Source organism: Acinetobacter soli, assembly GCF_000760595.1.
Classification (GTDB): domain Bacteria; phylum Pseudomonadota; class Gammaproteobacteria; order Pseudomonadales; family Moraxellaceae; genus Acinetobacter; species Acinetobacter soli.
In genome coordinates, this window is record NZ_BBNM01000009.1 from 1 (window position 1) to 20,548 (window position 20,548).

Below are 20,548 nucleotides of genomic sequence, written 5' to 3' on the forward strand. Positions count from 1 at the left end.
CTTTAACACTTAAATTTTAACAGCAAATTTAACCCACCAAATGTCCATATTGCACATAAAGAAAGATTAAAACAGCTAAAGCAACAAGTGGTGCTACGATTTTTGACCACGTTGGCACAACATCATGCACGACTTCGTTTACATCATGTTTGTCCGTGTCGTGGTGAGCAGTATGAACCATTTGATTGAATTCCTTCATTGTTTCGTCTAATGATACATCTTCTTCAATACTAGGTTTAGATCCTATCAATTCTGTTAGTTGGTTTGTTGACCAAACCCAATCATCGGCTTGCCCAGAAAGATGGTCAATTTGTCCGATCATCAGCTCATTTAAGCCTATTTTACCTAAATGACCCGTTTGCTCTAACTGTTTAAGCTCTGAAAGCTGTAATGCTAGAATTTCGCTGAGACTACTTTCAAGCTGTTGTTTAGACAATGTCGATTGGTTTTTAGGAGATGTTGTAAGATGCCTTGCAATCTCTTGAATATAAAGCGGGTTTTGATCCTGTATTTCAGTATAGAGCTTGTCACTATCCTTGCGCCACAATTGAATTAGCTTACCTAGTACCAATGCGTTCAATTCAAAAACTTGTTGTTGACGCGTTTGAACTGTACTGCCATTAAGTAAATTTGGGGATTGAAGCAAACTTTGTTCAGCAAAATAATGCACTAAATCAAACGCCATCTTACACTCCGTGATGATCTAATCTAAAAGTCTTAAATTTGGTTTCTTCTTGCTTGTTTCAGGTTCAGTTTTTTCTTGCTCTTCCGATTCTAGAGCATTTTCTGGCATCTGGATATTTGAATATTCACTAGGATCAAAGAAAAGTCCTTGTCCATTTTCACGTGCATATATGCCAACGACCGCGTAGATCGGTACATATATGTCACGTGAAACGCCACCAAAACGTGCTGAAAAGGTGATGGCATCATTGGTCATCTGAAACTGATGCACGGCATGTGGTGCAATATTTAATACGATTTGTCCATCTTGAATGAATTGTTCTGGAACAGAGGTGTAAGGCTGTGTCGCATCGACCAAGAGATAGGGTGTCAGCTGGTTATCGCAGATCCATTCATAAATTGCACGAGCCATATATGGGCGAGTTGGACTTAACGGTATTTCAGTTTCAGACATTGTGTACTCATCTATAGGTTAATTAAATTACTATAACGACTTTTTTCCTGCGCAGTCATCGATTTAACAAAAGCAGGACGACTAAAAACACGATTACAATACAACGTAATCGGGCGACTGCTGGTTTTAGGCAGCTCTACCCCCATGAGAGATAAGCGTATAAACATTGGGGCAAGCATGCAATCAAGAATGCTAAATGTTTCAGACATAAAATAGGGGAAATGTTGAAAGAGTGGCACTAGCGATAGCAGCGTATTGCGTAATTCTTTTTGTGCCTTCTGCTGTTGTTCAGGCTGCAATGTATCTGAATGGCGTAGCATGATGTCTGCGAGCTTAAACCAGTCATTTTCAAAACGCCAGATATATTGTCTTTGTTCTGCCCGTGCTGCTGGAGAATCGGCATAGAGCTTGTTTTGACGATATCGATCGTCGATGTATTCTGCAATAATCGAAGCTGAAAACAACTTTAAGTTATTTTCTAGCAGCATTGGCAGTTGATTGTAAGGGTTTAGACTGGCCAGATCTTCATCTTCATAATCAACGAAAACCGGATGATATTTGATTTGTTTCTCGGCCAATAAGAAGCGGATCCAGTGTGACCTGAAATCATCTGCATGACTGTACAATGTGATTCCTTGGACAGATGGATTTTCAACTGGCATAGCTTAAGATACTAAAAATTCTAAAGGTTGTAGGATACTAAACTTGGGTCTAAAAAGATAATGGCACGCGTATTAGTTATTTATTTTATAGCATAAAGCCTTCATTATTTTAACCCAAACTGTAATGATAGATGCTGCAAATAATCATAAAAAAACCTCGGAAATCCGAGGTTTTTTGTCCAATTCGTAAACGAATTAACGTTTAGAGAATTGAGGACGTTTACGAGCTTTACGTAAACCAAGTTTCTTACGTTCAACTTCACGAGCATCACGAGTAACGAAACCAGCTTGACGTAGAACAGGTTTTAAAGTTTCGTCAGCAGCGATGAGTGCACGAGTAATACCGTGACGGATCGCGCCAGCTTGACCACCGATACCACCACCTTTAACAGTGATGTAAAGGTCAAACTTTTCAGTAACTTCTAAAAGTTCTAAAGGTTGACGAACAACCATACGAGCAGTTTCACGACCGAAATATTGCTCTAAAGTACGGTTGTTAATAACGAGTTTGCCTGTACCAGCTGACAAGAAAACACGTGCAGTTGCGGTCTTACGGCGACCTGTACCATAATTAGTAGCCATGTGCTGTATCCCTTAGATGTCCAAAACTTGTGGCTGTTGAGCAGCATGCGGATGCTCAGTACCAGCGTACACTTTCATTTTTTTGATCATTGCATAACCAAGAGGACCTTTTGGTAACATGCCTTTAACTGCTTTTTCAAGAACAGCTTCAGGCTTGTGAGCGATTAACTTTTCGAAGTTAGTCTCACGGATACCACCAGGGAAACCAGTATGGCGATAGTATTTCTTATCAAGTGATTTTTTACCAGTCACTTGAACTTGTTCAGCATTAATCACAACGATGTAATCGCCAGTGTCAACGTGAGGAGTATAAGAAGTTTTATGCTTACCGCGTAAACGACGAGCGATTTCAGTCGCAAGGCGACCTAAAGTTTTGCCAGAAGCATCAACAACATACCAGTCGTGTTGAACTTCAGCTGGCTTAGCGCTGAGAGTTTTCATTAAACCACTACCTATTATAGTTGGTTTGGACTATGGAATCTGTCCAAACAAAAGGAGTGCAAATTCTATATGAATTTGGGTGGAATCACAATCAAAAAGTTCGCCAAAACCGAGAATTTCAGACTGTTTGCATACAAAATTGATCAAATGGCAGTTTAAGAAAAGTGATGTAGATGTAATCTTTCGCTTTCATTTTTTTAATTACACAGCCATGCATTGATATTTAATACAAATCCACTCAAATGGCTGTGTTGTCTGAGGCATCCATAGGTATACTCAGAGCTTAGCGGAGGATAAATACCATGATGCCCTTATATGTAACCTCAGGAGAGCCTGCAGGCATTGGCCCAGATATTTGCTTGAGTTTGAGTCGCCATCGGTTTGAACGACCTGTTGTGGTCTTGGCAGATCGATCGCTATTACAATCTCGCGCAACACAGCTCGGATATGAGGTTGAGTTACTAGATTATACAGGTCAGCCTGAAGCTGCGATGTCTGGACAGCTTTATGTGGAACATGTTCCGTTATTTAAACCTGTTCAAGCCGGACAGCTTGACTCTGCTAATGCAGCGTATGTGATTGAACAATTGACGCGCTCAGCCCGCTACGCAATCGAGCAAAAGAGTGTCGGCGTTGCAACAGCTCCCGTACAAAAATCGGTCATTAATGATGCTGGGATTGCATTTAGTGGGCATACTGAGTTTTATCAAGAAATGGCAGGGGTTCCACGCGTGGTCATGATGCTGGCAACGCATAGTTTGCGTGTTGCGCTGGCGACTACACATCTGGCTTTACGAGATGTTCCCGATGCCATTACTCAAGCGCGCTTGATTCAGGTGATTGATATCTTGCTGCACGATCTTCGTCGTAAATTTAAAATTGCCACACCACGAATTTTAGTCTGTGGTTTGAATCCTCATGCGGGCGAAGATGGTTATTTAGGCCGTGAAGAGATTGAAATTATCAATCCGGTTTTACAAGCCTACCGAGATCGAGGGATCGATTTAAGTTTGAGTCTGCCTGCCGATACTTTATTTACACCCGAATATTTAAAAGATGCAGATGCCGTGCTGGCGATGTATCACGATCAGGGATTGCCTGTGTTAAAATCACAAGGCTTTGGTGAAGCAGTGAACATTACACTCGGTTTGCCTTTTATTCGCACATCGGTTGATCATGGAACCGCGCTGTCTCTGGCCGGAACTGGATTGGCAAAAAGTACAAGTTTACATGTGGCGGTTGAGCTGGCTTTGGCGCTGGCACGTCAATAATCGAATTACGTTGGAAGTCTTTATGTATCAAATTAATGCCCTAAACCCCAAAGAAGAAGGGCATAAAGCTCGGAAACGTTTTGGTCAGAACTTCTTACACGACCAACGGGTTATTGCAAAAATCGTCCGTTCAGTCAATCCGCGCCCAGGTGATAATGTTGTCGAGATTGGGCCTGGTCTGGCAGCACTGACTTCACCTTTGATCGGTGAGTGTGACGCCCTCACAGTGGTCGAACTTGACCGCGACTTGGCGGCAGGCTTGCCTGAGCGTGTTCCACATCCAGAACGCTTAACAATCGTTGAAGCCGATGCACTCAAATATGATTTTAGTCAGTTAGCGACGCAAGAACGTCCACTTCGTGTGGTGGGTAACTTGCCGTATAACATCTCGACGCCTTTGTTGTTTCATCTGTTGGAATTCGGCGACAAAGTCAAAGATATGCATTTTATGCTACAAAAAGAAGTCGTTGATCGTATCACTGCTGAGCCTAATACCAAAGAATATGGTCGTTTATCGGTCATGATTCAGTATTTCTGTCAGCCTACGTTTTTATTTGAAGTGCCTGCTGGCGCATTTAACCCACCTCCAAAAGTCACCAGTGCGGTATTTCGTTTAGTGCCGTATAAAGAAAAACCGATTGTGGCCAAAGATGAAAAAGCATTGTCTCGTTTGGTTTCTCATGTATTTACGCAGCGTCGTAAAACCTTGCGAAATAGCCTAAAGGGTATGCTTGCAGACGACGCTTTTGATAAGGCGGGTATCGATCCGATGGCACGCCCAGAAACTTTAACGCTGGCACAATTTGTGGCATTGTCTGATCAAATGGTGCCGTAAGTATGACCACGCGCTACAACTATGTGATTGGTGATGTTCAGGGATGCTTTGAAGCGCTCAAAGCATTGCTCAAAGAAATTCAATTTGACCCAGATTTAGATAAACTTTGGTTTGCAGGCGACTTGGTAGCGCGTGGGGAAAACTCAGTCGGTGTACTGCGTTTTGTTAAGAAACTGGCCGAGCGTGGATGTGCTGAAACGGTTTTGGGAAATCATGATTTAACCTTGATTGCCTGCGCTCGTGGACACAAAAAAGTAAAAGCCAGAGACAATACCCAGCAAGTGCTTGATGCGATTGATGGCGATGAGCTCATAGATTGGTTGCGTCGCCAGCCACTGTGTCTGTTTCCTGATCGGCAGACAGTGATTACCCATGCTGGAATTCCGTGTATATGGACGGCTGAACAGGCATTTGACCTTGCATGTGAAGTGGAAACCTATATCGGACATGATGATCTGACTCAACTCGATGCCTTTTTATCTGAAATGTATGGTGAAGCGCCGACATTATGGTCAGATCAATTGACAGGTATGGACAGACTGCGTGCGATTACCAACTACTTAACCCGTATGCGTTTGACCGATGTGCATGGACGTCTGGAATTTAGTTTTAAAGATGAACTGACAGAACCCATGCCAAAAGGCTTTTTGCCGTGGTTTGATTTTGACTGTCCAGCGGCACATACACACCAGATCTTTTTTGGTCATTGGGCGGCCTTGCAAGGCATGACCATTAACGAGCGTATTCAAAACGTAGATGGTGGCTGTGTATGGGGGCGTCGACTCATCGCATACCGATTGGAAGATCAACGGGCTTTTAGCGTTCAAAACCCGCTTGCAGAAGATTGGTAATCAAGTATTGAGCCGCAGTGACAATCACTGCGGTCATTAATATAGTTAAGATGAATGTATTTAAGACTGTAGCGAGAGGACCAAGGTTGGTAACCAAAGGGCAGTAAATACGCCATTGAGTGCCATGCCAAAAGCGGCATAGCGCCCAGCAACAGGGCCTCGCTGCCATGCTTGAGCGGTGCCAATGGCATGTGCTGCAAGACCAAGTGCCAGCCCAGAAGCACGTTCATCATGAATATGTTTTAAAATCCATGGCGAGAAAGCAGCTCCAATCACCCCCGATAAAATCACAATTAAGGTAACCAGTGTCAGTGGTGCATGTAGAAGCGTCGCAATGTTCAGTGCAATCGGTGTAGTCACGGCACGGGTCATAAAGGCCAAAATCGTCGGATGCGACATATGTAGTAAATAAGCCAGACTCACGGGCAGGGCCACAGCACTAAAGCTGGCAAAGCATAAAATACCGATCAGTGATTTGAGTGGCAGATCATCGTAGCGCATGGCCGCCAACGGGATGGCCAATGCAACGGTGACATAGCCAAGCAAATGACTAAATAGTCCGTTTACGCTGTTCATATATTGCTCATAGGGCAGTCCAACCAATGCCAATAATGCAACCACAATAAACATTCCAAATACCAAGACCGGAATTTGAGGTACGCGCTTATTTAAGGGCTTGGCACATACATAGGCAATCAAGGTAATGATAAAGCCGTAAAGAATGGTGAACATGTATTGACGATCTCCTTACAGCCAATGTTTAGCCATTTTGGCATAAACCCAGAGCGGTAATAATGTACTGACGACTAACACAGCTAAAAATAACGGAATTTCACTGCCCATGTGGACCAGCATCATGAGAGAGCCGGCACAGATGGGTAAAAAAGCGAATCCGCTTTCTTTCATAATTTTATTGTTGGTATCGACCAGCCGCGGAGGTACTTTTTTGAATTTACGCCAGATCAGTAAAACAGCAAGTAGCCCGATTAGTCCCACTAGATTTCCCAGCTCGGGATGACCGAAATGTCCCATTCCCCATACCGAGCCTTCTCGAAACAAGATAATTAAGCCGAGCGTGCCGAACCATGCCAGCCAGTCAATCTGTTTTACCCAATCCATGTCACTGTTCTTTTTTGTCTTAATAACCCAAGTTTTAACCGATCTAGCGTTTGATTTCAAACTCTTCGAGTGGTCGTTTGAAACGCGTTGCCTGTTCACCCAGCACATCGTCTAGTGAAATATGCGCTTGGCGAATCAACTGTTCGAGTTTTTGCGGAGCAATCATGACCTGTAAATGTAAATGTCCTTCGTCATCGAAGGCTTCCGATCGAATTACATTCAGATTGTACAGTTGCGTTCGTAACTTGCCATGCGTGGGTTTGAGTGTAAGCTCAAACATCTGATGTTGACCCATCAGGCATTCTTTGACCGCATTTTGTAGTAAATCGATGCCTTGACCAGAATGCGCAGAGACATAAACCCGCTCTGGCTCATGCGGACGCGCATAAATCAGTTTAGGTTCCTCACCGCTGACATCAATTTTATTATAAACACGTAACACCGGAGCCTGTGCACCTATTTCTTTGAGTACACCTTCAACGGCCTCAATTTGTTCGAGCATGTCAGGGCTGCTACTATCGATCACATGCAGCAATAGCGTTGCCTCTAAAGTTTCTTCAAGTGTGGCTTTAAAAGATTCAATCAGATCGTGCTGCAAATTCCGCACAAAGCCCACGGTATCTGCCAACACCACGGTACCGATTCCATCCCAATCTAACCGTCGGAGCGTCGGATCGAGCGTGGCAAATAATTGATCGGCTGCATATACGTCGCTACTGGCCAAATGATTAAACAGGGTAGATTTGCCCGCATTGGTATAGCCCACTAAAGAGACCGTCGGAATGGCTGCTTTTTGACGCGCGGCACGGCCTTGCAACCGTGTTTGCTGTACTTTTTCCAGTTTGTCTTTGAGCTGGGTAATTCGAATACGGATCAGGCGACGGTCTGTTTCGAGCTGTGTTTCGCCGGGACCACGCAAGCCGATACCACCTTTTTGTTGTTCAAAACCAGCAGACCAGCCACGTACTAAACGGGTCGAGAGATGTTTAAGCTGAGCCAATTCAACTTGCAGCTTACCTTCGTGCGTACGTGCACGCTGCGCAAAAATATCCAGAATCAGCCCAGTGCGATCGATCACTCGGCATTTCATGATTTTTTCTAAATTTCGTTCTTGCGCAGGCGTGAGCGCGTGATCAAAAATCACCAGATTGGCCTCTAGCTCGTGTACTCGCTCGGCAATCTCTTCGGCTTTTCCGGAGCCAATAAACAGCTTCGGATCGGGTTTAACGCGCTGCGCAAAAACATGATCTAGTTGTTCTGCACCTGCAGACGATGCGAGTAATGCAAACTCATCGGCATCGAGATCGTCGAGGATATTGACGCTCACACTGACCAAGATGACGCGTTCTTTTTGATGCAGCTCCACAGATTCCACAGGCGCTTTAACTCATATAAATGGAAAAGGACTATTCTAGAATAATCCTTGAGATGTGGCGAATGAAATTGCATTTAGGCCTTTTAACCAGAGCATTTAAATCAGGCTATGAAATGCTTTTACCGCTAAAATAATCGCACCCGCATATAAAATGGTCCATCCAGCGATCATCTGTAAGATTGGGCCAGCATGAGTGTTGTGGTGATGCTGTTGCTGTTGAAGAGTATTCATATTGCTCTCCTTGTAATCTTAATTATCGATAAAAATATAATAGTTAATTGCTAAAAAGAATTGAAATTGAATTTATTTATGCTGACGTTCGGTTTTTATCATCAATACAAAATTTACCAGATCGGTATAGAATGTACCCAACCTGAATGCATCATGATCTTTATGACAGAACACACTGCTGACACACAATCATCATTAAACCCACTGACTCGCCTAGCGTTATACAGCAAAAAATTTGCGCTGGGTTTGGGCGTTGTTGGAGAAGGATTTTATCTGGTATACCGCCATGGTTTGTACAAGCATCCAAATGATCCCGCCAACACACGTTATGTGCAATATTTTTGTCGGCGCTTATGTAAGGTCTTTAATCTCGATGTGCGCGTGCATGGTGAAATCCCGCGTGAGCCGGCTTTATGGGTCAGTAATCATATCTCGTGGTTAGATATTGCAGTCTTGGGTTCTGGTGCGCGCGTCTTTTTTCTGTCTAAAGCAGAAGTGGAAAAGTGGCCGATACTGGGTCAACTCGCCAAAGGCGGTGGCACTTTGTTTATCAAACGTGGTTCGGGAGATTCGATTCGAATTCGCGAGCAAATTAGCGCATTTTTGAAAAAAGATATTCCGGTGCTGTTTTTTCCCGAGGCAACCACCACCGATGGTAAAACCATTAAACGCGTGCATGGCCGTATATTAGGTGCTGCACTTGAAGCACAAAAGCCAGTACAGATTTGTCTGATTTGCTATGTTAATCAGCACGGCGAGCTCGATACGGTGGCACCATTTATTGGTGATATGTCTTTTGTTGAACATGTGAAACGTGTATTGGAAATGCCAAAAGTCGTGGCGCATTTGATGGCACTGCCTGCCATTTCGGTAGAAGGGCATACACTTAAAAGCCTGACCGATGAAGTTCAGCACAAAATGCACGAAGGCCTTGAAGAATTACATCGGCTAACATTGAAGCAGACGCCACTGACTACATAAAGCCTTCGATCGGTAACCAAGAGACCAGCTTAATCCCCGCCTTTTGCCACCATTTCATACGAGGTTCCTTGGTATATACCTTGGTACCCGTCGGAGTTTGGCGATACCAGTTGATTTTATGGTTGGCATCGAGCACCAATTTATACGCATATTTGGTCAGTTGCTGATCCATGGTTTGATGTACTGCTTGTGCCAGCGGCGGGCTATTGAGTACAACACCAATTTCAGTGTTTAAGTACGATGAGCGTGGATCGAAATTAAATGAGCCAATAAACACCTGTTTTTGATCGACTTCCATTAATTTGGCGTGCAGGCTTGAGCGGCTCAAACCTTTCATGCTGACTTTGGCCTTCTTCACCAATTCATCGGTATATTTGTCCATGTCTTCTTTTTCAAGCGATGGCAAAAACTCGTATAATTGCACACCGTTTTCTAATAGCTGCTGACGGTATTTGGCATAAAAAGCATGCACTACGGGCACATCGTTGGCTTTAAATGAATTGGTCAGTACCCGAATTTTGATGCCTTCATTGGCCAGGTTGGTCAAACGCTTGGCGCCTTCTTTTTCAGGTACGAAGTACGCCGAAATCAAATCTAAATTTTCTTGCGGCTTTTCAATGTTCTTGATCAATTGAAAGTTGAGATGCTGTTCTTTCTTGGCCTTGGCCCGAATTTTATCTGGAGAGTCTTTCACAACAGTCGCTTTAACCCAGTCTAACTGGATATTGTTGTTGAGCCACTGGTCAAAAGCATGCGAACGAGTGGTGAGATCCAGATAGTTTTGTACACTGACCTTGCTAAAGTACTGATCGAGTTGCTGCTTTAAATCTGGATAGCGTAAACGGTGCTGATCTGAGTTGACAATATTTTGTACCGAGTAGGCGTATTTATCGTTCCAGTATTCGTCAAACGACGAGACAATATCATCCACGGCAGCGCCTACGAGCAATACGTCGACATCAGAAAACTGGTAGTTGTCGCTCACGTTATAATACTGATTGGTCATGTTGCGCCCGCCAATCAGTGCCACCTGATTATCGGCGATAAAGCTCTTGTTATGCATGCGTCGATTGATGCGCTTTAAATCTAGCACCATATCCATGGCGCGGTATTGACGAAAGCGGTAGGGATTAAACAGTTTTACGTTGATATTTTGGTGCTGCGACAGCGCCAGTAATACGCCTTCCATTTTTTTAGCATTGTTATCATCAATGAGTAAGCGTACTTTGACGCCACGATCGGCAGCACGAATTAAGGCATGTAGCGCCAGTGCACCAATTTTATCGTTATCCCAAATATAGTATTGTAGATCGAGAGACTTTTCAGCCTTGTCAATGAGTCTCAAGCGCGCAGCCAATGCCTCTAAGGGCTCGTACAGTACATGATAGCCTGTCAGATCTGGATTCTGCTGCTTAAGCGGCGTAATAATTTTTGAGAGTGTGGTGTCTGACGTATCTACTTGATTGGCATACTGAGCCACTTCTGGGCCTGGTTTGGGCAGTGTGCTACATCCACTCACTCCAAGCACACCAATGAAGGCGCAGGCAACCATAGCACGCGGTATTGCGTAACCGTGTGTCATGGATTTGAAACCTTGTACAGGAGTTTTAGATGATTTCGCCATAATACGTACAAACAAAAATCTGGGCTAGAGTATAATTATTCCATATCTAAAGATAAATAAATGAAATAAAGATGTCTGAGCACGATCTTATTTCCTTTGAGAGCAGGTATGTCGAATTCTAGTTCAATCATTTTTTACTTCTATATATGTTTTGTGCTGTTAGCAGTTTGGGCTATTGCACAGGCTTGGTTGAGTCAATCACGTACCGAGACTATTCATCCCTTTAAAGCGTTCGTTCATTTATTGGTGTTTTATCTGTCTTATCTCTTGTATCCCTTGGCGCTGTTTAGTACTTACGCGGGATGGACCGGATACTACAGTTCTCAGCAGGCAATTTTTATATGTGTCTTGAGCCTTGTATTGATTTACGCCCGTTTTATCGAGCCGCATTTTATTCATGTACATCACCATCAATATCGTCTTAATCCCGAGCAACCTTTTCATACACCCGTTAAGGTGGCACTGATTGCCGATTTGCATATTGGACTATTTTCTGGGCATGAACGTCAGCTGCGTACACTGGTGAAAAAGCTCAATCAGTTACAGCCAGACTTGGTGGTGGTCGCTGGCGACTGGACTTACGAACCTGAAAATACATTGGTAGAGGAGCTGAAAATACTCAGTGAAATTCAGGCACCCGTTTATTCGGTACCGGGTAATCATGATGAACAGTATCCTGGTCCTCCGATTCAGCAATTACTGAAAAATGCGCTTGAAAGTAATAATGTGATAGATATTGAAGGAAAAATTATCGATTTTGACGAATTTCGTTTGATTGGCATCGGTGATTTATGGGCCGGCAAAACCGACATGCGTGCCATGCCTGATTTGCCACAGGATAAACCGTGGTTAATTCTTTCGCATAATCCGGATACCGTCGATATGGTGCCAGCCTTGCCTACACGTCCTTTAATGCTTTCTGGGCATACCCACGGTGGTCAAATTGAATTGCCTTGGGTTACCAGCTACATTATGAAAAAAGTTTCGATTTTAGGCCACAAAAAGGGCCTATATACACACGAACATGCCGATGTTTTTGTGACAGTTGGCACCGGGATGGTGGGGATTCCGTTTCGTTTTCGGGTACCTCCAACCATCGATATGATTGAGTTAATTTAATGACTAAACACTCCTCAATTAAGTGATCCAGAATAGAATGGCGATAATAATCAGTCCAATGCAAAACAGCAAAACAAGCTTAGACATGTCTTTTTTCTTGGTCTGATCTTCAATGCCATGCATCTGATTGGGCATGACAGGCCGAGATGCGAATGTATTGGGATGACGACAGGTATTGTTGCTTTCTAACAAAGACGAAGAAGATGAACCTTCTACCTCATTTCGACGTTTGATCAAATCAATAAAACATGCATCTAGACTCGAGTAGGTGCGCCTATAAAATTGCTGCATGATTTGATTCCAATGAGGGTGCTGTTCATCAATCCGCTGTTTTTGACCATTTGAATCAATAACATGCATGGTGCGTTTGCTATAATCGACCTGTATTCTTTCATAACTTAAAGGTGAAGACGCTAAGGGGGGATTTGGCTCTAGCCAGTCATCCATTTGATCTGGATCTTGTTCGATCAGATCCACTGCTTGTTTGGCATCTTGCAAGGAGTAACCACCGTGATCAACCAGATATTTGATGGCTTTGATCTTGTCGCCGTTTTCAATGAGTCCGATCAGTTCATCTAACTGGGTTTCATTGAGCCTAGAGTCCAAGGCGATACTGGATGTTGTTGAGGGCGAAGAGAATAAAATTTCAGGCTGCTGCTCGATTTGATCTGCCAGCATTTTTGCTTGCTGCAAGGAGCAGTGTGTGTGATCCACTATGTATTTCACGGCAGCAACTTTCTGGCCGTGCTGGATCAACTTTGAAACATCTTGGCGTTGTTTTGGAGTAAGGGTTTGCATATTATTCTGATCATTATTGATGCGTTGATCTTATTGTTTAAAAGAATCATTTGGGAAAACAGTGGCTTTTTGTAGCGGTATAAAAAAACCAGCCTAAGCTGGTTTCTTAGAACGATAAACACTTAAATCTGATTGTTAACATCTTGGTCTTTGGTTTCACGAATCAGTAAAAAGGCAAGCAGAGACAGCAAAGATGCGGCAGACATATACCAACCAACTGCCTGTAAGCCATAACCTTCTGCAAGTTTTGTTGCAATGAGTGGCGCAAACGATGCACCAAAGATACCTGCAAGGTTAAAGGTGAGGGCAGAACCGGTATAACGAACGGATGTTGGGAATAATTCTGACAATACTGTACCAATCGGCCCGTAGGTCAGCCCCATAATTGAAAGACCTATGCACAAAAACAGGAACACAAAAAAAGTACTGCCCGATTCAAGCAACGGCGCAAACAATAGACCAAACACTGCTGCTGCCAAACAAATGCCAACCGATGTTTTTTTACGGCCAAATTTTTCGGCCATAACAGCAGAAATTGGAATAAACGCAGCAAAGCAAAGTGTTGCAATCAGTTGAAGCTCTAAAAATTCGCCTCGTGCATAGCCAAGTTTATTGGTGCCCCAATTCAGAGCAAATACGGTGGTTAAGTAAAACACCACAAAGGTACAAATGGCTGCAATAGTACCTAAAACCAGCTTAGAGAAATGTTTGGTAATAACTTCTTTAAATGGAATATTGACTTCTTTTTGCTTGTCGAGCACTTTTTGGAATGCAGGTGTTTCGTGTAGTTTCAAACGAATATACAAACCCACAAGCACCAAGACTGCACTGGCAATAAAGGGAATACGCCAGCCCCACTGCATAAAGGCAGCGTCCGACATAAAGGCACCCAAGGCCAAAAATGAGCCCGTGGCCAGAATAAAGCCGATTGGTGCGCCAAGCTGCGGGAACATGCCATACCATGCCCGTTTGCCTTCTGGTGCATTTTCGGTTGCCAGTAAGACTGCGCCACTCCACTCACCACCTAAACCCAGCCCTTGCCCTAAACGACACAGTGCCAGCAATAACGGTGCCACAATGCCGATTTGGGCATAGGTTGGCAGCAGGCCGATACAGACCGTAGAAATCCCCATCGTTAAGAGTGCAGCCACGAGCGTTGCCTTACGTCCAATTCGGTCGCCCAAATGACCGAACAAAGCCGCACCGATTGGGCGGGCAATAAAGGCAATTGCAAAGGTGGCCAGCGACTGCACGATGGCTGCACTGCCACTACTTGCTGGAAAGAACAAATGCGGAAAAATGATGACCGCGGCGGTGGCGTAAATATAGAAATCAAAAAATTCGATGGTGGTGCCCACAAGACTGGCGAATAAAACGCGAGTTTTAGAATTTGTGGCAATTTCAGGATTTGCTGTAGTTGTGGTTGACGACATAAATAACCTTACACTTCTTAAAATAAATTCGTTTTTTTGGAAGCGTAATTTTTTAAAAAAGCGATAATTTCTTAAAAAAGTAGCGACAGTTTGCTGCTGATAACGCAAGAAATCAGGGTCACTGAAATTTCAGGCTTTATCGGCTAAATCACGTACCAGTAGATCGCAAAGAAGTGTGATCCTGCACCTAACAGTACAAAAAGATGCCAGATGGCATGGGTATATCTTACCTTTTTTAAAGCATAAAACAATGCTCCAATCGTATAAGCCGCGCCACCAAAAATCAGTAAATTCAAGGCATCTGAACCAAGAAACTTGCGCATATCATCGACGACCAGTACAGCCAGCCAGCCCATCACCAAATAGGCTGCCAGCGAGATCTTTTGAAAACGATGAATAAACACCAACTTAAACAAAGTACCGATCAAGGCAATGATCCAAAGTGCAATTAGAAGATAGGTGGCTTTGGCTGTTGGAATCGCAATACTCAAAAAGGGCGTGTAGGTGCCCGCGATCAGATAATAAATGGCTGTATGATCGAGCTTTTTGTACCAGTGACGTTTTTCTTGGGTTTTAGCAAAGTGATACAGCGTGGAGCTACTAAACAGCAACACCAAGCTTAAGGCATAGACCAGCAGCCCGATCCATTGCGCTAAGGGTAAGCTGCTACCTTTGATCAGTAAAAAAACTGCTCCGATCACCGCGAGGCCTGCACCGAGTGCATGACTCCATGCATTGAGCTGTTCTTCAAGCGGATCGTAATCTTGCACAGGAGATTGAGCCATTCATTATTCTTTCTATTAAAAATACACTTGTATAGTAATTCAATTTTGTTTTTAAAGTAAGTCGATTTAAACTATGTTGCTTAACACACAAGGTTTTTGATTATGTCCGTTCAGGCTTCCGAAATATCATCGCAACAACAGTTCCTTGAACTCATTCAAGAATCGATTGAAAATCAAGAATTTGATCGTTTAATCTTGAGTCAGTATAAAGGTGATGAGCCTGAGCTGGAGAAAATTACGTGTCGTGTTGTGGAATTGCAACAACAAGTTAAACTCAATGTGCTTTACCATTACACCACCAAAGATGTGACCAAAAACTACCCGCTAGATGAAGCACTTGATTGTATCGAATCTTATTTGGCAGCGTGTAAGCAGGCGAATCTGTTTAGCTCGCGCGTAGATGCACAACTGAAAAAAAATAAAAAGAAGGCCATGCTCACCGTACAACAGCGTCAGCCAAACCGTACTCAACCTGCCACGACACTACAGCATAATCGAGAAAAACAGCGTTATATCGATGCCAGTGCACCGTTTTTACAGGGGCTCGGTATTAGTGACAGTCATGGCAAAATCATTCCGGCGATGGCCAGAAAATGGAAACAAATTAATAAATTTATTGAAATTTTTTCTCATGCCTATGAGCAAATTTCGCTGAAAGACAACACCATCAAGATTGTCGATTTTGGTTCAGGCAAGGGCTATCTAACGTTTGCTTTATATGATTATTTGCAACAGCAAACCCAGACTCAGCCACAGATTACAGGCGTTGAGTTACGTTCGGCTTTGGTCGAGTTTTGTGAACAGCTTGCACTAAAATCAGAATTTGATCATCTTGATTTTTTTGAAGGTGATGTACGAACCTATCAACCTGAACGCTTAGATGTAATGATCGCGCTGCATGCCTGTGACATCGCCACAGATTTTGCCATTCATACCGGTATTCGGCTCAATGCCTCGATGATCATGTGCGCACCTTGCTGTCATAAGGAAATCCGGCCGCAATTACAAAGCCCGAAAGTGCTTAAGCCGATGCTGCAATTTGGTATCCATGCGGGTCAGCAGGCCGAAATGCTCACTGATACCTTACGTGCCTTGTTGCTCAAGGCGCATGGCTATGACGTTAAGGTCTTTGAATTTGTTTCACTTGAGCATACCAGTAAAAACAAAATGATTTTGGCCACCAAGCGTGAACAGAATGAACAGCCAGATGCACACATCTTGGAACAGATTCAGGCATTAAAACAGATGTATGGTATAGAGAAACAAACCTTAGAATTGCTATTAAACGATCAGATCGCGATTGAAAATGTAGGATGTAAATGTTAAATGACTGAAAACGTTACATCAAACTTGCAACTTGATCTTCAAATCGGAGATTGGCGCAGCCTCAAACAGGATGCCAAATATATTCGGACACTGGTATTTATTGAGGAGCAACATATTCCTGAACAAGAGGAATGGGATGATCAAGATCAGGTTTCGCAGCATTTTGTGATCTATCACGATGGTCAGCCAATTGCCACAGCGCGCTTGCTTCCAGATCGTAGTATTGGGCGCGTGGCGGTTTTAAAAGCGTATCGCAGTATGAAGATTGGACAGCAGCTTATGCAGGCCATGATTGATTATGCAAGGCAGCATAACTTGCCTGATTTAAAACTTTCTGCGCAAGTCTATGCAACAGGTTTTTACACACGTTTGGGCTTCGTTCAACGCGGTGAAACTTATGACGATTGCGGAATCGAACATATTGAGATGTTTTTATCTTTAACTACATAGACATTAAGTAGCGCTTGGGTGTGATGGTTCCTTGGGGAAATCAGGAATTAAGCATCCATGATCTATTGTCCAATCGGTTAGTCGGTTAGTATTTTGGAAAGATCAGAACGAATTGATCTGATCTCAACCGAGTTAAGCCATCCCTTTATTTAAGCGATTGCCATGCTTCCATGGCGGCGTAGCCAGTTTCTTGACCCACCCGATAAGTATATTCGAGTTTTTTACGATCTTTACAGAGTCGACTGGCCAAGCCTTTTTTGTTGGGAACACACACCTCCAAAATACGCTGCTCGTTTGGCTGACGTAAAAAGTTCACTGAGTCGTTATAGCGTAAACAGCGCGCTTGGAGACTTGAGGCAAAACCATGGTGGTGTTTGAGCATGTACTTGGCCAAGAACTGATCGCCCTTACTGCTGGTTTTGGCATAATGTTGCGGCCGTGTACGAATCACCATGAGTGCATTGACATTGTGTTGTTGCGCGGCCCATTGAACTGGTAGGGCATCGGCCACACCGCCATCAAAATACGGTTCACCCATAATGTCGACAGGCTGTCGGGTGAGCACAGGAATGGTACTTGAGGCACGAAGGGCGCTGAGCAGATTGTCCTTTCCTGCACGTAGATATTCGGCACGACCACTTCGTGCATGCGTCAGCACCATATAAAAGTCGGGATTTTGGGCAAAGAGTGTCTGCTGATCGAGTGGGCGTTCTGCTTCACCCACCTGCCACATCCATTCAAGATCGATTAAATCGCCGCCCTTTAAAAAGCGTTTATAGCTGATAAATTCTGGACGCAAAGAATGATCGATATAAAACTGAAGCGTGCGACCGTGTTGACCAGCCAAATAGTTGGCCAGATTGGTCGAGCCTGATGACACCCCGACATACAGATCAAAGGGATTAAACTGTTTTTCTAAAAAGGCATCGAGTACACCTGCGGTAAAGGCACCGCGCATACCGCCGCCTTCAACGATAAGTGCTTGACGTTGGGGAGTAGACACAATAAAAACTCAAAAATTAGGGTTGTTGCGAAGCGGGAGCATGGGTATTTTGGGGTGCAACAGGCGCAACTGACGCATGGGAAGTATCGTGCTTTTGGCGTTGCTGACTAGGCATGTAATCGGGTTCGCTGCTCATGGCGAAATATAAAAAAGTGAAAAAAATGGTGGTAATTACCCCCACAATCATAACGAATTTCCAGCCTAATCCGGTAGATTCCGCATCATTAGAATGATTTGTTCGGTTCATACTTAGCCGTCCACATGCAGAGCATAATGAAAACAGCGTTATAGCATATTTTGCTGATGTGAACTGTGTTAAATCATCATACTTCAGCCATACAAGTACGCCTTGTCTATACAGACAAGGCGTACTGCGCATAACCGATCATTACTGAATGGGCTGATTGGTAGCCGCTTTTTCTTTCAACAGCGCAGGTGGTGTGAAGCGTGCTCCATAATGCGCCTCTAATTGTTGCGCACGCTCTAAAGCCTGTGCGGTTCCGTGCTGATTTAAAAACTGAATAGCACCGCCTGTCCATGCAGCAAAGCCAATACCAAAAATTGACCCCACATTGGCATCGATTACCGATTCAAGGACGCCTTCTTCGTAGCAACGTAAGGTGTCGAGTGCCTGAACAAACAAGAAACGATCAATCATGTCTTGTTCAGAAAGGGAATGCGGTTTTTTCCAGCGGGAAAGTCCTGGCCACAAAAACTTTTTATCATTTTCAGGATATTCATAAAATCCTGCACCGGCCGCCTTACCTTTGCGGTCGAGCTCATGAATCATGCAATGAATCAGATCATCAACTGGAGATTCAGGTAAGGTTTTTCCTTCTGCTTGTAAGGCACGACGGGTTTCTTGGGTAATGTGTTCTGTCAGCGTAAGTGACACTTCGTCTTGTATGGCCAGCGGACCAACAGGCATACCTGCTTTGAGGGCTGCCATTTCAATCTGTGCTGGATGTACGCCCTCGGCCAGTAAACGCATTCCTTCATTGATAAATGTGCCAAAAACCCGACTGGTAAAAAAGCCACGACTGTCGTTGACCACAATTGGAATTTTACCAATCTGCTGGACAAAATCGTAGGCTTTGGCCAGCGTTTCAGCAGATGTGCGTTGGCCTTTGATAATTTCGACCAATTGCATTTTATCGACCGGGCTAAAAAAATGTAGGCCGATAAATTTTTCTGGATCTTGACTGGCTTGGGCCAAGCCACTAATTGGCAGTGTAGAGGTGTTCGATGCAAAGATACCCTCTTGAGCCAAATAAGGTTCTGCCTCTTGAGTCACTTGTGCCTTAAGTGTTTGGTTTTCAAAGACTGCTTCAATGATCAGATCACAGTCGTGTAAATCTGCCACAGTTGCGGTTGGCACAATTAAGGCAAGAATCTGATCGCGTTTTTCTGCGGTCAGGCGTCCTTGTTGAACGCGCTTATCTAAAAGCTTGTGCGAGTAAGCTTTGCCTTTTTCAGCATTTTCAAGAGAGATGTCTTTAAGGACAACAGCAATGCCTTTTGTGGCTGTAGCGTATGCAATGCCGGCTCCCATCATGCCTGCACCTAAGATGCCTACTTTTTTGGCCTGCCACTTGGCGATGTCTGCGGGCCGACTTGCACCAGATTTGATGGCATTTAACCCATGCCAGAAAGTACCAATCATGTTTTTGGATATTTGCCCGGTGGCCAGTTGAGTGAAGTAGCGCGACTCAATGCGAAGGGCGGTATCGACATCGACCTGAGCACCTTCAACTGCTGCTGCCATAATCGCTTCCGGTGCTGGATAGCATCCCTTGGTTTTGTCGCGGAGCATGGCAGGGGCAATCGCTAAGATCTGAGCCACAGCAGGGGTTTTGGGGTCTCCGCCGGGAATCTTGTAGCCTTTTACATCAAACGGTTGCTGACTTTTCGTGTTGGCTTTGACCCACGTCATGGCTTTTTCTAACAGCGCTGATTCATTTTCAGCAGTATCGTGTACGAGGCCAAGAGATTTTGCTTGCTCGACACCAAATTGTTTGCCTTCCATCAAGTAAGGAAATGCAGTTTGTAAGCCCAACAGCCTCACCATGCGAACAATCCCTCCACCACCGGGAAGTAAGCCCAAGGTCACTTCAGGCAAACCAAATTTGGTTTTTGGGTCGGTGAGCGCAATTCGGTAGTGACAGCCGAGTGCTATTTCCCAGCCGCCGCCGAGTGCGGTGCCATTTAACGCCGCTACAACAGGCACGCCTAGCGTTTCAATGGTGCGTAAATTCGCTTTCAGTGCTTCAATCATTTGAAAAAAGTCGCTGGCCTGTTCGGGCTGAACCTGAATCAGTTCGTCTAGATCACCGCCAGCAAAAAAGGTTTTCTTGGCCGAGCGAAAGATAATGCCTTTCAGATCCGTTTCGGCTTTGAGCTTTTGAGTGATTTCATCCAGTGAATCACGAAATTCTGCATTCATGGTGTTGGCAGATTGCCCTGTAGAATCGAGTGTGAGAATCACAATCTGATCTGCATTTTTTTCGTAGTGAATTGCGCTCAT

At 44.1% G+C, this 20,548-nt stretch carries 23 protein-coding genes; 7 read left to right on the forward strand and 16 right to left on the reverse strand.

Annotation, left to right across the window (positions count from 1 at the left end; translation table 11 throughout):
- Positions 1-28: 28 nt before the first annotated feature.
- The 5 genes from Aso01_RS11160 to rplM all read right to left on the reverse strand — a co-directional run bounded on the left by Aso01_RS11160 (position 29) and on the right by rplM (position 2,823).
- Positions 29-685: a hypothetical protein gene (locus tag Aso01_RS11160; RefSeq protein WP_004941282.1), complete on the reverse strand. Its 657-nt coding sequence runs from the start codon at positions 683-685 to the stop codon at positions 29-31.
- An 18-nt stretch (positions 686-703) separates the two neighbouring features.
- Positions 704-1,138, reverse strand: a complete 435-nt coding sequence (locus tag Aso01_RS11165; RefSeq protein WP_004941278.1) for a ClpXP protease specificity-enhancing factor — start codon at positions 1,136-1,138, stop codon at positions 704-706.
- 11 nt (positions 1,139-1,149) lie between these two features.
- The gene (locus Aso01_RS11170) at positions 1,150-1,800 is read right to left on the reverse strand and encodes a glutathione S-transferase N-terminal domain-containing protein (RefSeq protein ID WP_004941276.1); all 651 of its coding nucleotides are present in this window, start codon (positions 1,798-1,800) and stop codon (positions 1,150-1,152) included.
- A gap of 195 nt (positions 1,801-1,995) precedes the next feature.
- Entirely contained in the window at positions 1,996-2,382 is a 387-nt protein-coding gene (gene rpsI, locus Aso01_RS11175) for a 30S ribosomal protein S9 (RefSeq protein WP_002048725.1), read from the reverse strand.
- Positions 2,383-2,394: 12 nt separating this feature from the next.
- Complete coding sequence (gene rplM / locus Aso01_RS11180; RefSeq protein ID WP_002117832.1) at positions 2,395-2,823, reverse strand: 50S ribosomal protein L13; 429 nt, start codon at positions 2,821-2,823, stop codon at positions 2,395-2,397.
- 302 nt (positions 2,824-3,125) lie between these two features.
- On the opposite strand from rplM, the gene pdxA reads away from it, so the two are divergent.
- The 3 genes from pdxA to Aso01_RS11195 are packed head-to-tail and all read left to right on the forward strand — an operon-like array spanning position 3,126 to position 5,780.
- On the forward strand, positions 3,126-4,094 hold the full coding sequence (gene pdxA, locus Aso01_RS11185) for a 4-hydroxythreonine-4-phosphate dehydrogenase PdxA (protein WP_004941272.1): 969 nt from the start codon (positions 3,126-3,128) through the stop codon (positions 4,092-4,094).
- A gap of 22 nt (positions 4,095-4,116) precedes the next feature.
- Entirely contained in the window at positions 4,117-4,929 is an 813-nt protein-coding gene (gene rsmA, locus Aso01_RS11190) for a 16S rRNA (adenine(1518)-N(6)/adenine(1519)-N(6))-dimethyltransferase RsmA (RefSeq protein WP_004941269.1), read from the forward strand.
- Positions 4,930-4,931: 2 nt separating this feature from the next.
- The gene (locus tag Aso01_RS11195; protein ID WP_004941267.1) at positions 4,932-5,780 is read left to right on the forward strand and encodes a symmetrical bis(5'-nucleosyl)-tetraphosphatase; all 849 of its coding nucleotides are present in this window, start codon (positions 4,932-4,934) and stop codon (positions 5,778-5,780) included.
- A 60-nt stretch (positions 5,781-5,840) separates the two neighbouring features.
- Here Aso01_RS11195 and Aso01_RS11200 read toward each other — a convergent pair whose 3' ends face one another.
- The 4 genes from Aso01_RS11200 to Aso01_RS16035 form a co-directional block, all read right to left on the reverse strand.
- Positions 5,841-6,512, reverse strand: coding sequence for an LrgB family protein (locus Aso01_RS11200; protein ID WP_004941264.1), 672 nt, complete (start codon positions 6,510-6,512; stop codon positions 5,841-5,843).
- A 15-nt stretch (positions 6,513-6,527) separates the two neighbouring features.
- Complete coding sequence (locus Aso01_RS11205) at positions 6,528-6,899, reverse strand: hypothetical protein (RefSeq protein ID WP_004941262.1); 372 nt, start codon at positions 6,897-6,899, stop codon at positions 6,528-6,530.
- Positions 6,900-6,942: 43 nt separating this feature from the next.
- The gene (gene hflX / locus Aso01_RS11210; protein ID WP_004941259.1) at positions 6,943-8,274 is read right to left on the reverse strand and encodes a ribosome rescue GTPase HflX; all 1,332 of its coding nucleotides are present in this window, start codon (positions 8,272-8,274) and stop codon (positions 6,943-6,945) included.
- 96 nt (positions 8,275-8,370) lie between these two features.
- Positions 8,371-8,505 (reverse strand): hypothetical protein, encoded by a 135-nt coding sequence (locus tag Aso01_RS16035; protein WP_004941256.1) that lies wholly within the window; start codon positions 8,503-8,505, stop codon positions 8,371-8,373.
- A gap of 162 nt (positions 8,506-8,667) precedes the next feature.
- Between Aso01_RS16035 and Aso01_RS11215 the strand changes: the two genes are divergently transcribed.
- The gene (locus Aso01_RS11215; RefSeq protein WP_025094414.1) at positions 8,668-9,486 is read left to right on the forward strand and encodes a lysophospholipid acyltransferase family protein; all 819 of its coding nucleotides are present in this window, start codon (positions 8,668-8,670) and stop codon (positions 9,484-9,486) included.
- On the opposite strand, the gene Aso01_RS11220 is transcribed toward Aso01_RS11215, so the two are convergent.
- Positions 9,479-11,038 carry a phospholipase D family protein gene (locus Aso01_RS11220; RefSeq protein WP_370685151.1) on the reverse strand — a complete coding sequence of 520 codons (1,560 nt, stop codon included), beginning with the start codon at positions 11,036-11,038 and terminating at the stop codon, positions 9,479-9,481. The two genes, Aso01_RS11215 and Aso01_RS11220, sit on opposite strands and share 8 nt — an antisense overlap.
- Before the next feature lie 180 nt (positions 11,039-11,218).
- Here Aso01_RS11220 and Aso01_RS11225 point away from each other — a divergent pair, with 180 nt between their 5' ends.
- The gene (locus Aso01_RS11225; RefSeq protein ID WP_004941247.1) at positions 11,219-12,229 is read left to right on the forward strand and encodes a metallophosphoesterase; all 1,011 of its coding nucleotides are present in this window, start codon (positions 11,219-11,221) and stop codon (positions 12,227-12,229) included.
- A gap of 18 nt (positions 12,230-12,247) precedes the next feature.
- Here the strand turns inward: Aso01_RS11225 and Aso01_RS11230 are convergent, their stop codons facing one another.
- The 3 genes from Aso01_RS11230 to trhA all read right to left on the reverse strand — a co-directional run bounded on the left by Aso01_RS11230 (position 12,248) and on the right by trhA (position 15,245).
- Positions 12,248-13,027 carry a hypothetical protein gene (locus tag Aso01_RS11230; protein ID WP_004941244.1) on the reverse strand — a complete coding sequence of 260 codons (780 nt, stop codon included), beginning with the start codon at positions 13,025-13,027 and terminating at the stop codon, positions 12,248-12,250.
- A gap of 122 nt (positions 13,028-13,149) precedes the next feature.
- Entirely contained in the window at positions 13,150-14,460 is a 1,311-nt protein-coding gene (locus Aso01_RS11235) for an MFS transporter (protein ID WP_004941241.1), read from the reverse strand.
- A 143-nt stretch (positions 14,461-14,603) separates the two neighbouring features.
- Positions 14,604-15,245, reverse strand: coding sequence for a PAQR family membrane homeostasis protein TrhA (trhA, locus tag Aso01_RS11240; RefSeq protein ID WP_004941239.1), 642 nt, complete (start codon positions 15,243-15,245; stop codon positions 14,604-14,606).
- Positions 15,246-15,347: 102 nt separating this feature from the next.
- Between trhA and Aso01_RS11245 the strand changes: the two genes are divergently transcribed.
- Positions 15,348-16,571: a class I SAM-dependent methyltransferase gene (locus Aso01_RS11245; protein WP_004941237.1), complete on the forward strand. Its 1,224-nt coding sequence runs from the start codon at positions 15,348-15,350 to the stop codon at positions 16,569-16,571.
- Complete coding sequence (locus tag Aso01_RS11250) at positions 16,572-17,021, forward strand: GNAT family N-acetyltransferase (RefSeq protein ID WP_004941233.1); 450 nt, start codon at positions 16,572-16,574, stop codon at positions 17,019-17,021.
- 145 nt (positions 17,022-17,166) lie between these two features.
- Here the strand turns inward: Aso01_RS11250 and Aso01_RS11255 are convergent, their stop codons facing one another.
- The 3 genes from Aso01_RS11255 to Aso01_RS11265 all read right to left on the reverse strand — a co-directional run bounded on the left by Aso01_RS11255 (position 17,167) and on the right by Aso01_RS11265 (position 20,548).
- Complete coding sequence (locus Aso01_RS11255; RefSeq protein ID WP_004941232.1) at positions 17,167-18,024, reverse strand: patatin-like phospholipase family protein; 858 nt, start codon at positions 18,022-18,024, stop codon at positions 17,167-17,169.
- Positions 18,025-18,040: 16 nt separating this feature from the next.
- The gene (locus Aso01_RS11260) at positions 18,041-18,271 is read right to left on the reverse strand and encodes a hypothetical protein (RefSeq protein WP_004941230.1); all 231 of its coding nucleotides are present in this window, start codon (positions 18,269-18,271) and stop codon (positions 18,041-18,043) included.
- Between the two features lie 141 nt (positions 18,272-18,412).
- A complete protein-coding gene (locus Aso01_RS11265) occupies positions 18,413-20,548 on the reverse strand; it encodes a 3-hydroxyacyl-CoA dehydrogenase NAD-binding domain-containing protein (protein WP_004941228.1) in 2,136 nt (711 codons plus the stop codon).

Coding starts and splice junctions, on each gene's coding strand:
- Aso01_RS11230 (WP_004941244.1), bottom strand. CDS start 13,027: ATGCAAACCCTTACTCCAAAACAACGCCAAGATGTTTCAAAGTTGATC.
- Aso01_RS11160 (WP_004941282.1), bottom strand. CDS start 685: ATGGCGTTTGATTTAGTGCATTATTTTGCTGAACAAAGTTTGCTTCAA.
- Aso01_RS11235 (WP_004941241.1), bottom strand. CDS start 14,460: ATGTCGTCAACCACAACTACAGCAAATCCTGAAATTGCCACAAATTCT.
- Aso01_RS11220 (WP_370685151.1), bottom strand. CDS start 11,038: ATGGTTGCCTGCGCCTTCATTGGTGTGCTTGGAGTGAGTGGATGTAGC.
- Aso01_RS11205 (WP_004941262.1), bottom strand. CDS start 6,899: ATGGATTGGGTAAAACAGATTGACTGGCTGGCATGGTTCGGCACGCTC.
- Aso01_RS11225 (WP_004941247.1), top strand. CDS start 11,219: ATGTCGAATTCTAGTTCAATCATTTTTTACTTCTATATATGTTTTGTG.
- trhA (WP_004941239.1), bottom strand. CDS start 15,245: ATGGCTCAATCTCCTGTGCAAGATTACGATCCGCTTGAAGAACAGCTC.
- Aso01_RS11245 (WP_004941237.1), top strand. CDS start 15,348: ATGTCCGTTCAGGCTTCCGAAATATCATCGCAACAACAGTTCCTTGAA.
- Aso01_RS11260 (WP_004941230.1), bottom strand. CDS start 18,271: ATGAACCGAACAAATCATTCTAATGATGCGGAATCTACCGGATTAGGC.
- Aso01_RS11250 (WP_004941233.1), top strand. CDS start 16,572: ATGACTGAAAACGTTACATCAAACTTGCAACTTGATCTTCAAATCGGA.
- Aso01_RS16035 (WP_004941256.1), bottom strand. CDS start 8,505: ATGAATACTCTTCAACAGCAACAGCATCACCACAACACTCATGCTGGC.
- Aso01_RS11215 (WP_025094414.1), top strand. CDS start 8,668: ATGACAGAACACACTGCTGACACACAATCATCATTAAACCCACTGACT.
- rpsI (WP_002048725.1), bottom strand. CDS start 2,382: ATGGCTACTAATTATGGTACAGGTCGCCGTAAGACCGCAACTGCACGT.
- pdxA (WP_004941272.1), top strand. CDS start 3,126: ATGATGCCCTTATATGTAACCTCAGGAGAGCCTGCAGGCATTGGCCCA.
- Aso01_RS11165 (WP_004941278.1), bottom strand. CDS start 1,138: ATGTCTGAAACTGAAATACCGTTAAGTCCAACTCGCCCATATATGGCT.
- Aso01_RS11195 (WP_004941267.1), top strand. CDS start 4,932: ATGACCACGCGCTACAACTATGTGATTGGTGATGTTCAGGGATGCTTT.
- Aso01_RS11170 (WP_004941276.1), bottom strand. CDS start 1,800: ATGCCAGTTGAAAATCCATCTGTCCAAGGAATCACATTGTACAGTCAT.
- Aso01_RS11265 (WP_004941228.1), bottom strand. CDS start 20,548: ATGAGCGCAATTCACTACGAAAAAAATGCAGATCAGATTGTGATTCTC.
- rplM (WP_002117832.1), bottom strand. CDS start 2,823: ATGAAAACTCTCAGCGCTAAGCCAGCTGAAGTTCAACACGACTGGTAT.
- rsmA (WP_004941269.1), top strand. CDS start 4,117: ATGTATCAAATTAATGCCCTAAACCCCAAAGAAGAAGGGCATAAAGCT.
- Aso01_RS11200 (WP_004941264.1), bottom strand. CDS start 6,512: ATGTTCACCATTCTTTACGGCTTTATCATTACCTTGATTGCCTATGTA.